General features: G+C 66.0%; 12 protein-coding genes. 10 read left to right on the forward strand and 2 right to left on the reverse strand.

Annotated elements, in window-relative coordinates; genetic code table 11:
• Positions 1 to 170 precede the first annotated feature (170 nt).
• The gene (locus tag ACZ5MJ_RS08175) at positions 171 to 1550 is read left to right on the forward strand and encodes an FAD-containing oxidoreductase (protein WP_464223331.1); all 1380 of its coding nucleotides are present in this window, start codon (positions 171 to 173) and stop codon (positions 1548 to 1550) included.
• A 44-nt stretch (positions 1551 to 1594) separates the two neighbouring features.
• Here ACZ5MJ_RS08175 and ACZ5MJ_RS08180 read toward each other — a convergent pair whose 3' ends face one another.
• Positions 1595 to 2209, reverse strand: coding sequence for a hypothetical protein (locus ACZ5MJ_RS08180; RefSeq protein ID WP_464223332.1), 615 nt, complete (start codon positions 2207 to 2209; stop codon positions 1595 to 1597).
• Between the two features lie 189 nt (positions 2210 to 2398).
• Between ACZ5MJ_RS08180 and ACZ5MJ_RS08185 the strand changes: the two genes are divergently transcribed.
• The 4 genes from ACZ5MJ_RS08185 to ACZ5MJ_RS08200 all read left to right on the forward strand — a co-directional run bounded on the left by ACZ5MJ_RS08185 (position 2399) and on the right by ACZ5MJ_RS08200 (position 7966).
• Positions 2399 to 3832 (forward strand): aldehyde dehydrogenase family protein, encoded by a 1434-nt coding sequence (locus ACZ5MJ_RS08185; protein ID WP_464223333.1) that lies wholly within the window; start codon positions 2399 to 2401, stop codon positions 3830 to 3832.
• Positions 3833 to 3942: 110 nt separating this feature from the next.
• Positions 3943 to 6405, forward strand: coding sequence for a penicillin acylase family protein (locus ACZ5MJ_RS08190; RefSeq protein WP_464223335.1), 2463 nt, complete (start codon positions 3943 to 3945; stop codon positions 6403 to 6405).
• Between the two features lie 137 nt (positions 6406 to 6542).
• Positions 6543 to 7250 carry a glutamine amidotransferase gene (locus tag ACZ5MJ_RS08195; protein WP_464223336.1) on the forward strand — a complete coding sequence of 236 codons (708 nt, stop codon included), beginning with the start codon at positions 6543 to 6545 and terminating at the stop codon, positions 7248 to 7250.
• Positions 7247 to 7966 (forward strand): MOSC domain-containing protein, encoded by a 720-nt coding sequence (locus ACZ5MJ_RS08200; RefSeq protein WP_464223337.1) that lies wholly within the window; start codon positions 7247 to 7249, stop codon positions 7964 to 7966. The genes ACZ5MJ_RS08195 and ACZ5MJ_RS08200 overlap by 4 nt, the downstream gene beginning before the upstream one ends.
• 11 nt (positions 7967 to 7977) lie before the next feature.
• Here ACZ5MJ_RS08200 and ACZ5MJ_RS08205 read toward each other — a convergent pair whose 3' ends face one another.
• Positions 7978 to 8229 carry a DUF1289 domain-containing protein gene (locus ACZ5MJ_RS08205; RefSeq protein ID WP_464223338.1) on the reverse strand — a complete coding sequence of 84 codons (252 nt, stop codon included), beginning with the start codon at positions 8227 to 8229 and terminating at the stop codon, positions 7978 to 7980.
• A 299-nt stretch (positions 8230 to 8528) separates the two neighbouring features.
• On the opposite strand from ACZ5MJ_RS08205, the gene ACZ5MJ_RS08210 reads away from it, so the two are divergent.
• Genes ACZ5MJ_RS08210 through ACZ5MJ_RS08230 form a run of 5 tightly spaced genes read left to right on the forward strand, consistent with a single transcriptional unit; the run spans position 8529 to position 13925 of the window.
• The gene (locus tag ACZ5MJ_RS08210; RefSeq protein WP_464223339.1) at positions 8529 to 8804 is read left to right on the forward strand and encodes a ribbon-helix-helix protein, CopG family; all 276 of its coding nucleotides are present in this window, start codon (positions 8529 to 8531) and stop codon (positions 8802 to 8804) included.
• Between the two features lie 3 nt (positions 8805 to 8807).
• Entirely contained in the window at positions 8808 to 10832 is a 2025-nt protein-coding gene (gene hyfB, locus ACZ5MJ_RS08215; protein WP_464223340.1) for a hydrogenase 4 subunit B, read from the forward strand.
• A gap of 7 nt (positions 10833 to 10839) precedes the next feature.
• Complete coding sequence (locus ACZ5MJ_RS08220; protein WP_464223341.1) at positions 10840 to 11787, forward strand: respiratory chain complex I subunit 1 family protein; 948 nt, start codon at positions 10840 to 10842, stop codon at positions 11785 to 11787.
• 22 nt (positions 11788 to 11809) lie between these two features.
• Positions 11810 to 12469 (forward strand): formate hydrogenlyase, encoded by a 660-nt coding sequence (locus ACZ5MJ_RS08225; RefSeq protein WP_464223342.1) that lies wholly within the window; start codon positions 11810 to 11812, stop codon positions 12467 to 12469.
• A 1-nt stretch (position 12470) separates the two neighbouring features.
• The gene (locus ACZ5MJ_RS08230; protein WP_464223343.1) at positions 12471 to 13925 is read left to right on the forward strand and encodes a hydrogenase 4 subunit F; all 1455 of its coding nucleotides are present in this window, start codon (positions 12471 to 12473) and stop codon (positions 13923 to 13925) included.

The raw sequence follows: 13925 nt of genomic DNA on the forward strand, positions 1-13925 counted from the left end.
GGGCGGCCCTTTTTGTTTCCTGGCGCTGCGCCTGGCCAGGTTGCTGGTACCGGGCGCCGACGCCTACGCGTAGCTGGCAGGGCAGCGTCTGACCACCTACAGTAGCTTGTGGCTGTGGTTCCTGTCATGCGTATTGCAATGCGCACGGTATCAGGCAAGGAGGATCGGTGATGGCTCAACGTTTCGACGCGATCATTATCGGCACCGGACAAGCCGGGCCCGCACTTGCCGCGCGGCTGGCCGGCGCGGGCATGAAAGTGGCCGTCATCGAGCGCGCGCGTTTTGGCGGTACCTGCGTGAACACGGGCTGCATTCCCACCAAGACGCTTATCGCGAGCGCGTACGCAGCCCATCTGGCGCGGCGGGCCAGTGAGTACGGTGTCACGATCGGCGGGCCGGTCGCTGTCGACATGAAGCAGGTGAAGGCGCGCAAGGACGAGATCTCCGGCCGATCCAGCCACGGTGTGGAACAGTGGATGCGCAACCTGGAGAACAGCACGGTCTATCGGGGGCATGCCCGCTTCGAGAGCGCACACGGCGTGCGGGTCAATGGCGAACTGCTGGAGGCCGACCAGGTTTTTGTGAATGTTGGCGGCCGGGCCCTGGTCCCGCCCATGCCCGGGCTGGATCAGGTACCGTACTTCACCAATTCCAGCATGATGGAGGTGGATTTCCTGCCGGAGCACCTGATCATCGTTGGCGGCAGCTACATTGGCCTCGAGTTCGGCCAGATGTACCGGCGTTTTGGTGCCAGGGTGACCGTTATCGAAAAAGGCCCGCGCCTGATCCAGCGCGAAGACGAGGATGTGTCGCAAGCCGTGCGCGAGATCCTGGAGGCCGAGGGGATCGAAATCCGGCTGAATGCCAACTGCCTGACCGCGCGCAGGGAGGGCGATCACATTGCCGTCGGACTGGATTGCACGGATGGGTCGCGCGACGTTCACGGTTCGCACCTGCTGCTGGCGGTCGGGCGCGTGCCCAATACGGAAGACCTGGGGCTGGACCAGGCTGGGGTCGAAACTGACGCGCGCGGGTATATCAAGGTGGACGAACAGCTGCGCACCAACGTCCCCGGCATCTGGGCGCTGGGCGATTGCAATGGCCGCGGTGCGTTCACGCATACGTCGTATAACGACTATGAGATTGTCGCTGCCAACCTCCTCGACGGCGATCCCCGCAAGCTGAGTGACCGCATCGTAGCCTATGCCATGTTCATCGATCCTCCGCTTGGCCGCGCCGGCATGACGGAAGCAGAAGCCCGGCAATCCGGGCGCCAGCTGCTGGTCGGCACTCGCCCCATGAGCCGCGTCGGCCGAGCCGTGGAAAAGGGCGAGAGCCTGGGCTTTATGAAAGTCGTGGTCGACGCGGACACCCGGATGATCCTGGGTGCCGCGATCCTGGGCCTGACCGGCGACGAGGTTATCCATGCGTTGCTCGACATCATGTATGCCAAGACGCCCTATACAACCATCAGCCGTGCGATGCACATCCATCCCACGGTATCGGAACTGGTACCGACGCTGCTGCAGGAGATGCGGCGCCAGGCCTAGGGTCTAGCGTGCGCGCGTACGTTTTATATGTGAACAGACCCTACTCAGCCGGCGGCGATACGATCGGCGAGCTGGTCGAGCTGGTTCGTGATGGCACGCGCGGTGATGTCGCCCTTGGCCTTGAGCAGCGCCGCATGCAGCGGGTCGCGCAGCGCCAGCAGCGCGGGCAGGTCGGTGGCCTTCTCGACCTTCACCTGCAGCATGTAGCCGCGCAGGCCAAGGTGTTGCCCGATCACGTCAGTGTAGAAGTGATACAGGCTTTCGAAGGCCGCGATGTCCGCGGGAGAAAACATCGCAGCATCGGCCGGTTGCGGCACCTGCGCCACCTTCGGCACCTCGGTGGCCGGTGCGTGCCGCATCGCATACACGGAGAACATATTGGTGTCGGCCGCCGCCGGGGTGGCACGTGCCGGTGCCTGAATCGGGGTAGTGCGGGACTGTGCCGGCTCGGGCACGGCTTCGACCAGGCCTTGTGCCAGCAGTGCCGCCATGGCCTCGGGGCCCACCCCCATGCCGGCTACCTGTGCCAGCAATTCCTGCCGGCGGCGCTCCCCATTGACCATCAGCAGCAGCGCGCGCAGCTTCTGGTCGAGTTTGCGTGCACGCGTCCGGATCTCGTCCTGTCCCGCCTCCGTCTTGCGGTAGATCGGATCGACCATGTCTCCCCCCTTGTTATGTCCGGCCGCCTGTTGCGGGCGGCCGATTATCGCCATTTTCGTGTATAGAGCGGCATGCGCCGCTTTCCGCGGCGCAAAAACATAGTCCCGAATCCGCTCTACAATGTGCGTGCACCATAAAAGTAACAAAAAAATTGCAATTGCCAATTCACCAAACCGAGAACTGTGGCCATGCAACAACGAGACAAATTCTTTATTAACGGCAAGTGGGTCGCTCCCCACGGCAACGGCAAGATCGAGGTCATCCATTCCGCCACGGAAGCGGTGATGGGGACGATTCCCGAAGGTTCGGCACGCGATGCCGAGGATGCCATCCAGGCTGCCCGCGCGGCCTTCGACGGCTGGTCGGCAACGCCGCCGGCAGTGCGGGCCGGCTATATCGCCAGGATCGCCGAAGGGCTGAAGGCGCGCAGCGAAGAGCTGGCCCAGTTGATCGCCGGCGAAGTCGGCATGCCGATCAAGCTGGCGCGCGCGATCCAGGTGGGCGGGCCGGTCTACAACTGGGGCCAGGCGGCCAAGATGCTGGGCGATTTCCGCTTCGAGGAAGAGGTCGGCAACTCGCTGGTGGTGCGCGAACCGGTGGGCGTGGTGGGCGCCATCACGCCGTGGAACTACCCGCTCAACCAGATCACGCTGAAAGTGGCGCCGGCGCTGGCCGCCGGCTGCACCGTGGTGATCAAGCCCTCCGAGGTGGCGCCGCTCAATGCCTTCGTGCTGGCCGAGGTGATCGAGGCCGCCGGCCTGCCGCCGGGGGTGTTCAACCTGGTGACCGGTTATGGCCCGGTGGTGGGCGAGGTCCTGGCCAGCCATCCCGAAGTCGACATGGTGTCGTTCACCGGTTCGACTCGCGCCGGCAAGCGTGTGTCGGAACTGGCCGCGCAGACCGTCAAGCGCGTGGCGCTGGAGCTGGGCGGCAAGTCGGCCTCGGTGATCCTGGACGATGCCGACCTGCCGGCGGCGGTGAAGGGCACCATCAATGCCTGCTTCCTGAATTCCGGCCAGACCTGCTCGGCGCACACCCGCATGCTGGTGCCGCGCACCCGCTACGCCGAAGTCAAGGCGATTGCGCAGAAGGTGGTCGAGGGCTTTACCGTGGGCGACCCGCTGCAGGAAACCAGCAGGCTGGGACCGCTGATCTCCGCCGTGCAGAAGGACCGCGTGACCGGCTATATCCGCCGCGGGCTGGACGAGGGCGCCGAGCTGGTGGCCGGCGGACCGGAGACCCCGGAAGGGCTGGACAAGGGCTTCTTCGTCAAGCCTACCGTGCTGGGCAACGTGGAGCCGCGCGCCACCGTGGCGCAGGAAGAGATCTTCGGGCCGGTGCTGTCCATCATCTGCTATGACACCGAGGAAGACGCGGTGCGCATCGCCAATGACAGCATCTACGGTCTCGGTGGCGGGGTCTGGTCGGGCGACGAGGCACGCGCGATCCGCGTGGCGCGCCGCATCCGCACCGGCCAGGTCGATATCAACGGCGGCCCGTTCAATATGCAGGCGCCGTTCGGCGGCTACAAGCAGTCCGGCAACGGGCGCGAAGCGGGCAAGTACGGCCTGGAAGAATTCCTCGAGTACAAGTCTTTGCAGCTGAAGAAGCCGGCCGCCTGACGCGGCGTTGGTGCAAAATTGGAAATGCCCGGCTGGTCCGGGCATTTTCTCGTGCGGCGCTTTCGCGGGCAACACGCACAACATAACGATAAGGGTAATAGGGGGCAACGATGCGCTGGATCGGTCGGCTGGCCAGGCTTGTGATGGCACTGCTGGTGTTGGCGGTGGCCGTCGCCGCGGGGGCCTTGGCCTGGTATCGCCATGCGGCACAACCGCCTGGCTCCGGTCAGGAGGCGCTGGCGGGATTGCGCGACAAGGTCACGGTGGTGCGCGACGGTCACGGCGTGCCGCACATCCGCGCGGCCAGCAAGGCGGATGCCTGGTTTGCGCTGGGCTACGTCCACGCGCAGGACCGGCTGTGGCAAATGCAGATGAACAAGCGTGTCGTGGCCGGCCGGCTTGCGGAGATCCTGGGCCGGTCCGCGCTCGATACCGACAAGTTCCTGCGCACGCTGGGCGTGCGGCGCAACGCCGAGGCCATCCTGGCGCAGGCCTCGCCCGAAACGCGTGCCGCGCTGCAGGCCTACGCCGACGGCGTCAACGCCTGGATCGACCATCGCAAGGGCCCGCTGCCGCCTGAATTCCTGCTGCTGCGCACGCAGCCCGAGCACTGGGAGCCGGCCGATACGCTGGGCTGGCAGACCATGATGGCGTGGGACCTGGGCGGCAACTGGACCCAGGAGACCCTGCGCATGCGGCTGGCGCAAGTGCTGCCGGTGGCCCGCATCAGCGAGCTGCTGGCGCCGTATCCGGGCGAGCAGCCGGTGCGCACCATGGACTACGGCCATCTGTACCGGCAACTGGCGCCGCTGGCGAGCGCGATGGCCAGCGTCGGCGACAAGGCGCCGCCGGGCTATGTCGAGGGTATGGGCTCGAATAACTGGGTAGTGTCGGGTGCGCACACGCAATCGGGCAAGCCGATGCTGGCCAACGACCCGCACCTGGGCCTGCAGGCGCCGGCGCTATGGTATTTCGCGCGCATGACCGCACCCGGGCTCGACGTGACCGGCGCCACGCTGCCCGGCATGCCGCTGGTCGTGCTGGGACATAACGACCGCATTGCGTGGGGGCTGACCAACACGGCTCCGGACGTGCAGGACCTGTATATCGAACGGCTGCGGCCCGGCAACGACACCCAGTACCTGACTCCCGGCGGGTGGGCCGCGCTCGAGACCCGTACCGAGACCATCCGCGTCAAGGGCGCCCCGGACGTGGTGCTGAAGATCCGTACGACGCGCCACGGCCCGGTGATCTCCGACGTGGCCGAGCCGCTGTCGGCCGCCGCGGCACCGCTGGGCGCACAGTATGTCGTTGCCTTCCAGTGGACGGCGCTGCGCACGGACGACCGCACGTTCCAGGCCGGGCTGCGCATGAACGAGGCGCGCGACTGGGCCAGTTTCACTGCAGCGCTGCGCGACTTCCACTCGCCGCAGCAGAACATCGTCTATGCCGACGTCGACGGCAATATCGGCTTCTACGCGCCCGGCCGCGTGCCGCTGCGCCGCGCCGACAACGACCTCAAGGGGCTGGCCCCGGCGCCCGGCTGGGACGCGCGCTACGACTGGACCGGCTTTATCCCGTTCGAGGCGCTGCCGCACCAGTACAACCCCGCCGCGGGCGTGATCGTGACGGCCAACCAGCGCATCGTGGCGCCGGACTACCCGTACTTCATCACCAGCGAATGGACGGTGCCGTATCGGTTCGACCGGATCCGGACGCTGCTGGCCGCCACGCCGAAGCACACGCTCGACAGCTTCGCGGCGATCCAGAAAGACGTGGTCTCGCTGGCCGTGCGCGATGCCTTGCCGCTGCTGCTGGCCGCGCCCGTCAGCCACGATGCCGCACGGCCGGAGCGCGAGCGCGCCTTGCTGGATGCCTTGCGCAATTGGGATGGCACCATGGACCCGGACCGGGCCGAGCCGCTGGTGGTCACTGCCTGGCTGCGCGAGCTGTCGCGGCGGCTGTTCGAAGAGAGGACGGGGGAGGCGATCTTTGTCCGCCTGTGGGACCAGCGCAACGTGCAGCAGCCCATGCTCAACATCCTGCGCGATCCACGCACGCTGGGCGCGTTCTGGTGCGACCGTCCCCACACGCGTCCGGTGGAGACCTGCGACGACGCCATTGCCGACGCGTGGACGCAGGCCATGGCCGATCTGTCACGCCGGTACGGGGACAATCCCTCGCGCTGGCGTTGGGGCAAGGCGCACACGGCCCGTTCCGAGCACAAGCCCTTCGGCAAGGTCGCGTACCTGGCGCCGCTGTTCAACCTGCGCGTGCCGACCGGCGGCGATACCTACACGGTCAACGTTGGCCGGCACAACCTGCGCGACGACAAGGCACCGTTCGAGAACACCCACGCCGCCAGCGTGCGCGCGCTCTATGACCTGTCCGACCTGGCGGCGTCGCGTTTCATGGACTCCACCGGGCAGTCCGGCAATGCACTGCTGCCGCGCTACCGCGACTGGACCGGCAAATGGGCGGCGGTCGAGTACGTGACCATCCCGCCCATGCCATCGCTGCCGCCGCAGGCCGCGGCGGCAGCGCTGGTGCTGGTTCCTGCTGCGGCAAAATAGCGCGGGCCACGACAGGCTGTGCTGAGAAAATTCATAAATTGGCGATATCCTGCCGTGGTCTTCGCAGGATTCGGCAATTGACGCTACTATGGGGACCCTTTTGACGTTCCTGACCCTTCGACCGACAGGAGTCCCCGATGGCAACGCGTACCACCCATGTGATCCAGCACGTCGCATTCGAGCATGCGGGCGTGATCGGCAACGCCTTGCGCGCGCGCGGGCACGCATTGCAGGTGTTCCAGGCCGGTGTCGACGATCTGGCGCCCGTTAACAACGAACCCGCCGACCTGCTGCTGGTCCTCGGCGGCCCCATCGGCGTCTATGAAACCGAAGCCTACCCCTGGCTGGAGGCCGAGATTGCCCTGATCCGCCAGCGCCTCGCGGCGGGCGGCAAGATGATCGGCGTCTGCCTGGGCGCGCAACTGATCGCGCGCGCCGCCGGCGCGCGGGTCTACCCGGGCACGCGCGAAATCGGCTGGGCGCCGATCTCGCCAACGCCTGCCGGGCAGGACTCGGCGCTAGCCGAACTGGCGGCGGCCCGTTGGGAAGTGCTGCACTGGCACGGCGATACCTTCGACCTGCCACCCGGCGCGCAATTGCTTGCCTCCACCGCGGCGGTGCAGCACCAGGCCTATGCGATCGGCAACCAGGTGCTGGCGCTGCAATTCCACCCCGAGGTCATGCCCCGCGATATCGAAACCTGGCTGATCGGCCATACGGTTGAACTGGCCAAGGCCGGCATCGATCCCCGCACCATCCGCGCGCGTACGGCCGAAGTCGGTGCCACGGTGGCGGCCGCCGGCGAGCGCATGTTCGCGCGCTGGCTGGAGGAAGCCGGGCTATGAGCCAGCCGGTATCCGCTGTGCGCGCGGTGATCGGCGCCGTGTTGACAGGACAGGTGCGCCCGTTCGGGCCCAACGGCGTGCCCAGCGGCATTGCCAAGACCGCGGCTCACGCGCGGGTCCGAGTGACCACGCTTGGACTCGACGGCGACGGGCAGGGCGATCCACGCCATCACGGCGGTCCGGAAAAGGCGTTGCACCACTACGCCTTCGATTACTACCCGGCATGGCGCGAGGAACTGGCCGCGCAGGGCGCGCCAGGCAACGGCGTCCTCGACGGGCCGGGTGCTTTCGGCGAGAACCTGAGCACCACCGGGCTGACCGAGGCCGATGTCTGCATCGGCGACCGCTTCCGGCTGGGCACGGCTCTGGTGGAGGTATCGCAGGCACGCCAGCCGTGCTGGAAGCTCAATCATCGCTTCGGCCATGCGGGCATGTCGCGCGCCGTGCAGCAAAGCCTGCGCACCGGCTGGTACTACCGTGTCCTGGAGACTGGCGAGGTGGCGGCGGGTGATACGCTGGAACTGGTGGCGCGTCCCTGTCCGCTGTGGTCGCTGCAGCGCCTGCTGCAGGTGCTTTATGTCGACCGGCTGGACTATGCCGCGCTTGCGGAAATGTCAGCGCTGGCGCCGCTGGCCGAGAACTGGCGCAAGCTCGCCCGGCAGCGTGTGGAGCGGCGCGAAACCGAGGATATGGAGCGGCGCCTGGCGGGCGGCTGAGCGCTGCGGCTTCAGCCCTGGCGGAAACGCTTCCCTGTGCCTTCGCGCGTGATGCGTTCCCAAACCACCTGTTTTTCCTCATCGCTGAAGAAGACCCAATTGCTGACCTCGGCCGCGGTGCGGCCGCAGCCCTGGCAGATCTCGTCGAACAGCGTCGAGCAGATGCCGATGCAGGGGCTGTCCGGACGCTCGGACAGCGCGGAATCCGTGGTGCCGTGGTCCGGTTCAGGGCGGAGCGGGGCGGATTCGGAGGGCGACGGCATGGTGGCGGGAGGGATTGGGGTGAAACGGGGGGACATTATACGGGTTGAGGCGGTTTGTACCCGGCTCCGACCGTTACTGCGACAGGGCCGAGCCTGGGCCTGGCGTGCCGCGGCACCTTCGACTTCCCGATTGCGCGCTACGCTCATCGAATGCCAACTGGCGGGAAGACTTTGCAGGACCGGCCGCTGCGGCAGCAGACCTAGTGACGTCAGGAGCCAGGGTCTCGCCCTTTGGATTCACATGCCCATCATCTATGATGTGATTCATGTCATCATCGTATTGACATCCTGAGGCTCCCATGGAGCAAAAGACCGCCCGGCTTACGCTGCTCATCGATCCCAACAAGAAGGCCGCTTTCGAGCGCCTTTGCGCACAGCAGGATCTGACTGCCTCGCAGGTGATACGGCGTTTTATCCGCGAATACCTCGCCCAGCATGGCGTCCATTACGTCCCCAGCGGCGTGGGCACGGACAAAGCGGACGCCATGGGCAAAGAGAAGGCACCGGTGAGCGCGCCGTCGCGGCGCGACGCGAAACCTCCTGCCAAGCGTCGTGCGACCCGCCGCGGAGCCTGATCCATGAGCAGCGTGCCCCCTCTCACGCAATGGCTCCATCTGGACTGGATGCTTGTTGTGGTTGGGGCCTGGCTGCTTGTCGGCGTGGCAGGTGTGCTGGCTCTGCATCGGTTCGCCCTGGTATCCCGCGTGCTGTTCCCGATTGGCGGATTGTCGGGGCTGGCGCTGTTCGGTCTGGCGCTCCACGGTGTGTTCGGCACGCCCGAGGCCGCCGTACTGCCCATTGGCCTGCCCGCGCTGCCGTTCCACGTCCGCCTCGACAGCCTGTCCGCCTACTTCCTGATGGTCATGGGCGGGGCGGCGGCCGGCATCTCGGCGTTTGCCGCAGGCTACTTCCGCAAGGGGGAAGGCACGCCGCCGGGCCTCCTCTGCCTTGAGTACCACCTTTTTCTCGCCAGCATGGCCGGGGTGATCCTGGCGGACGACGCCTACTCGTTCATGGTGATGTGGGAAACCATGGCGCTGTCTTCGTTCTTCCTGGTGACCGCCAACCACCGCATCGCCGAAGTGCGCGCCGCCGGCTATCTCTACATCACGATGGCGCGCATCGGGGCGATCGCGATCCTGCTGTGCTTTGGCGTGCTGCAGGCCAACACCGGCGACTATACCTTTGCCAACATGCGCGCCCAGGGGCTGACGCCGTTCTGGGCCTCCGCCGGCTTCCTGCTGGCCCTGTTCGGGTTCGGTGCCAAGGCCGGCATCCTGCCTCTGCACATCTGGCTACCGGAGGCGCATCCGGCAGCGCCGTCGCCGGTATCGGCCATGATGAGCGGCGTCATGCTCAACACTGCCATCTACGGCCTGCTGCGCGTGTCCTTCGACTTGCTGCAGATGCGGCTGTGGTGGTGGGGCGCATTGCTGCTGGCCCTCGGATTGGCCACCGCACTGTTCGGCGTGGTCTTCGCCGCGGTACAGACCGACATGAAGCGGCTGCTGGCCTATTCGTCGATCGAGAACATGGGCCTGCTCTTCGTTGCCATGGGCCTGACGCTGCTGTTTTCGGCCTACGGCATGAAGCCAATCGCCGCCCTGGCCCTCACGGCCGCGCTCTACCATGTCGCCAGCCATGCCTTCTTCAAGAGCCTGCTCTTTCTGGGAACCGGGAGCGTGCTGCATGCCACCGAGGAGAGAAGCCTCGGCAAGCTGGGCGGATTGATTCGCTATATGCCATGGGTAGGCTGGCTTACGCTGCTGGGCGCGCTGGCCAGCGCGGGGCTGCCTCCGCTCGGCGGTTTCGTCTCGGAGTGGCTGCTGCTGCAAAGCTTCCTGTTCACGCCGGGTCTTCCGGAGCCGATACTGACCATGCTGATCCCGGTGGTCGCCGCGCTGATCGCGCTGGTGGCGGCCTTGGCCGGCTATACGATGGTCAAGTTCTTTGGCGTGATCTTCCTCGGCCAGCCCCGTGAGCCCAAGCTGGCCCGCGCGCACGACGCCGGCGGCTGGGAGCGAGCGGGCATGCTGTGGCTGGCGCTGGGCTGCCTCGCGCTTGGCCTGCTACCGACCCAATTCGTCCAGTTGATCGATCCGGTGACGCAGCAGCTGGTGGCGAGCGGACTCGGCGCCCGGACCGCGGCCAGCGGCTGGCTGCTGGCGCCGAGCAGCCTGGCACAGGCCAGCTATGGGCCGGTCATTTTCCTGCTGGGCATCCTGGCCAGTTTTGCGCTTGCCTACCTGCTGGTGCGCCGCTTCTATCATGGCCGCGTTCGCCGCAGCCCCCCCTGGGCATGCGGCTTCCCATGGGGCACTGCACGCATGCAGGACACGGCCGAGGGGTTCGGTCAGCCGATCCGCCAGATCTTTGAACCTTTCTTCCTGATGCGCCGTGACTTGCCGACGCCATTCGATGAACAGCCGGGCTACCGGGTCACGGTGGCGGACCATTTCTGGCGCTGGCTGTACGTCCCGGTGATCGATCTGGCGTCGTATCTGGCCCGGCTGATTGGCCTGCTGCAGCAGGGACGCATCTCGGCGTACCTGCTGTACAGCTTCCTGACCCTGGCCGCCACGCTGATGGCCGTGATGCGATGAGGGTTGCATGATCCTGACCGGGGCCCTGTCACAGCTACTCGAGATCGTGATCTCGATCACGCTGGCGCCGCTGCTGACCGGCTGGGTCAATCAGTGGCGTGCCTGGCTGCAGAACAAATCGGCGCCCAGCGTCTGGCAGCCGTATCGAATGCTGCACAAGCTCTTCAACAAGGAATCGGTGGTCGCAGACAACGCGTCGCCACTGTTCCGCGCCACCCCGTACGTCGTGTTCGGCTGCATGGCGCTGGCCTGCTCGATCGTCCCTACCGTGTCCACCGATCTGCCACTGGCACCGGCCGCCGACGCGATCGCCCTGGTCGGCCTGTTCGCCCTGGCGCGGGTCTTCATTTCACTGGCGGCGATGGACGTCGGCACCGCCTTCGGAACCCTGGGTGCGCGGCGCGAAATGCTGATCGGCTTCCTGGCGGAGCCGGCGCTGCTGATGGTGCTGTTCTCCGCCTCGCTGGTCTCAAAGTCGACCTCGCTCACCACCATTGTCGAGACGATTGCTCACCGCGACCTGGCCATCTACCCGGGACTGGCATTTGCAGGCGTTGCGTTCACCATGGTGTCGCTGGCGGAGAACGCCCGTGTACCGGTCGACAACCCCGCCACCCACCTCGAGCTGACAATGATCCACGAGGCGCTGATCCTGGAATACTCGGGCCGGCATCTGGCACTCCTTGAGTGGGCGGCAAGCCTGAAGCTGTTTGCCTATTCCTGCATGGGCCTGGCGCTCTTCTTTCCGTGGGGAATCGCTGAAGCGCAAGCCCCCCTGGCCATGCTGCTGGCACTGCCCGCGCTGCTGTTCAAGCTCATCGTGGGTGGAATCCTGCTCGCGGCGCTGGAGACGGCGAGCGCCAAGATGCGCATCTTCCGCGTGCCTGAGTTCCTCGCCACCGCCTTTCTGCTGGCGGTGATCGGCATGCTGGTCCATCTGCTGCTGGCTCACTGACGACGCGCTGACGAACAAGGCAATGACTGCGCTCCTCACCCAGTTCGTCAACCTGCTCGGCGCGGTGCTGCTGATCCTCGCCTTCGCCATGATCTCGCAGCGACGGATCCTGTCGCTGATTAACCTGTTCACGCTACAGGGTGCGACGCTGGCAGTGGCCACCGCCGTCGTCGGCTACGTGACGGGCCAGCCGCACCTTTACCTGTCGGCCGGCCTGACCCTCATGCTCAAGGTGCTGCTCATCCCCTACCTGCTGCACCGCGTTATCGATCGTCTCCAGATCCGCCGGGACGTCGAGACGCTGATCAACATTCCCACCACCATGCTGATCGGCATCCTGGTGGTGATCTTTGCCTTCAATCTCACCATGCCGATCTCGCGGCTGTCGCTGAAGCTGGCCAGCGGCACGCTGGGCATTGCGCTGGCCTGCGTGCTGTTGTCCTTCCTGATGATGATCACGCGCTCCAAGGCGGTGCCACAGGTCATCGGTTTCCTGGCGATGGAGAACGGCCTCTTCTTCGCCGCCACCGCCGCAACATATGGCATGCCGATGGTGGTCGAGCTGGGCATCGCGCTGGATGTGCTGATCGGCGTGCTGATCCTGGGCGTGTTCATGTTCCAGATCCGTGAGCAGTTCGACAGCCTGGACATCCGTCACCTTGAGAAGCTGAAGGAGGATTGAGTTGATTGCGCTGGCACTAGTGCTCGCAATTCCGCTCGCCGGCGGGCTGGTGCTGGCGCTGGTGGGACATCGCGAGCGCGCACGCGATATCAATGTTGCCTTCAGCCTGGGCACGTTCCTCGCCGCCTGCATGCTTACCGGGCAGATCGTTGCCGATGGCCCCATGCTGGCATGGGGCCGGGAGTTCTACATCGACTCCCTGAACGTCTTTCTCGTTGCGCTGACTGCGTTCGTGGGCCTGACCACCTCGATCTTCTCGCGGCCGTACATGCGCGTGGAGCATGACCACGGCAAGATGACGCCGCCGCGGCTGCGCCTGTACCACAGCATGTATCAGCTCTTCACCTTTACCATGCTGCTGGCGCTGACGACCAACAATATGGGCATCGTCTGGGTTGCGATGGAGGCCGCTACACTGACCACGGTGCTGCTGGTCAGTGTCTACCGCACTGCCGCCAGCCTCGAGGCGGCATGGAAGTATTTCATCCTGTGCGGGGTGGGGATTGCACAGGCGCTGTTCGGCACGGTGCTGCTCTACATGGCCGCCGAGAAAGTCATCGGCCCGGAGGGGGGCGCGTTGCTGTGGACCAATCTGGACGCGGTCAAGCGCCAGCTCGATCCCAACATCATCACGCTGGCGTTCGCCTTCCTGTTTATCGGCTATGGCACCAAAGTCGGGCTGGTCCCGCTGCACAACTGGCTGCCTGATGCCCACGCCGAGGGCCCGACCCCGGTGTCCGCCGTGCTCTCCGGGCTGCTGCTCAATGTGGCGCTCTATGCCGTGCTGCGCTGCAAGGTGCTGACCGATGGGGCACTGGGCAACCATCTCACCGGCCGCCTGATGATGGGGTTCGGCCTGGTATCGGTGGTTGCGGCGGTCTTCTTCCTGATCCGGCAGCGCGACATCAAGCGCATGTTTGCGTATTCGTCCATCGAGCACATGGGCATGATGACCTTCGCCTTTGGCATGGGCGGACCGATCGCCAGCTATGCCGGCCTGCTGCACATGACAGTGCATTCGCTGGTCAAGTCGGCGATCTTCTTCGCCGTCGGCCACGCCGCGCAGAAAGCGGGCACGCAAGTCATGGACGACATCCGCGGACTGATCCGTGTCAGCCCCACCGTGGGCTGGGGCCTGACGGTCGGCGCACTCGCCATCCTGGGCATGCCACCGTTCGGGGTCTTCGCCAGCGAGTTCCTGATCGTCACCACCGCCATGCGCGAGCAGCCGTGGGCCACGCCCTTCCTGCTGATAGCCCTCGGGTTGGCGTTCGCCGCGGTGTTCAGCCGGGTGCAACCGATGGTCTTCGGCGACACCACGCTCAAGCCGCTGGCGCATCCGCCAGCGCTGGTCCCGGTGTTCGCGCACCTCGCCCTGGGGCTGATGCTGGGCCTCTACATCCCGCCCTATCTCAACACCTGGTACCGGCAGGCAGCCGCAATGCTGGGGAGCTGA

It is taken from the genome of Cupriavidus sp. LA-1 (genome assembly GCF_055385985.1).

Bases quoted from the DNA above. Each gene is read 5' to 3' on its own strand.
- ACZ5MJ_RS08175 (WP_464223331.1), top strand. From the start codon at position 171: ATGGCTCAACGTTTCGACGCGATCATTATCGGCACCGGACAAGCCGGG.
- ACZ5MJ_RS08180 (WP_464223332.1), bottom strand. From the start codon at position 2,209: ATGGTCGATCCGATCTACCGCAAGACGGAGGCGGGACAGGACGAGATC.
- ACZ5MJ_RS08185 (WP_464223333.1), top strand. From the start codon at position 2,399: ATGCAACAACGAGACAAATTCTTTATTAACGGCAAGTGGGTCGCTCCC.
- ACZ5MJ_RS08190 (WP_464223335.1), top strand. From the start codon at position 3,943: ATGCGCTGGATCGGTCGGCTGGCCAGGCTTGTGATGGCACTGCTGGTG.
- ACZ5MJ_RS08195 (WP_464223336.1), top strand. From the start codon at position 6,543: ATGGCAACGCGTACCACCCATGTGATCCAGCACGTCGCATTCGAGCAT.
- ACZ5MJ_RS08200 (WP_464223337.1), top strand. From the start codon at position 7,247: ATGAGCCAGCCGGTATCCGCTGTGCGCGCGGTGATCGGCGCCGTGTTG.
- ACZ5MJ_RS08205 (WP_464223338.1), bottom strand. From the start codon at position 8,229: ATGCCGTCGCCCTCCGAATCCGCCCCGCTCCGCCCTGAACCGGACCAC.
- ACZ5MJ_RS08210 (WP_464223339.1), top strand. From the start codon at position 8,529: ATGGAGCAAAAGACCGCCCGGCTTACGCTGCTCATCGATCCCAACAAG.
- hyfB (WP_464223340.1), top strand. From the start codon at position 8,808: ATGAGCAGCGTGCCCCCTCTCACGCAATGGCTCCATCTGGACTGGATG.
- ACZ5MJ_RS08220 (WP_464223341.1), top strand. From the start codon at position 10,840: ATGATCCTGACCGGGGCCCTGTCACAGCTACTCGAGATCGTGATCTCG.
- ACZ5MJ_RS08225 (WP_464223342.1), top strand. From the start codon at position 11,810: ATGACTGCGCTCCTCACCCAGTTCGTCAACCTGCTCGGCGCGGTGCTG.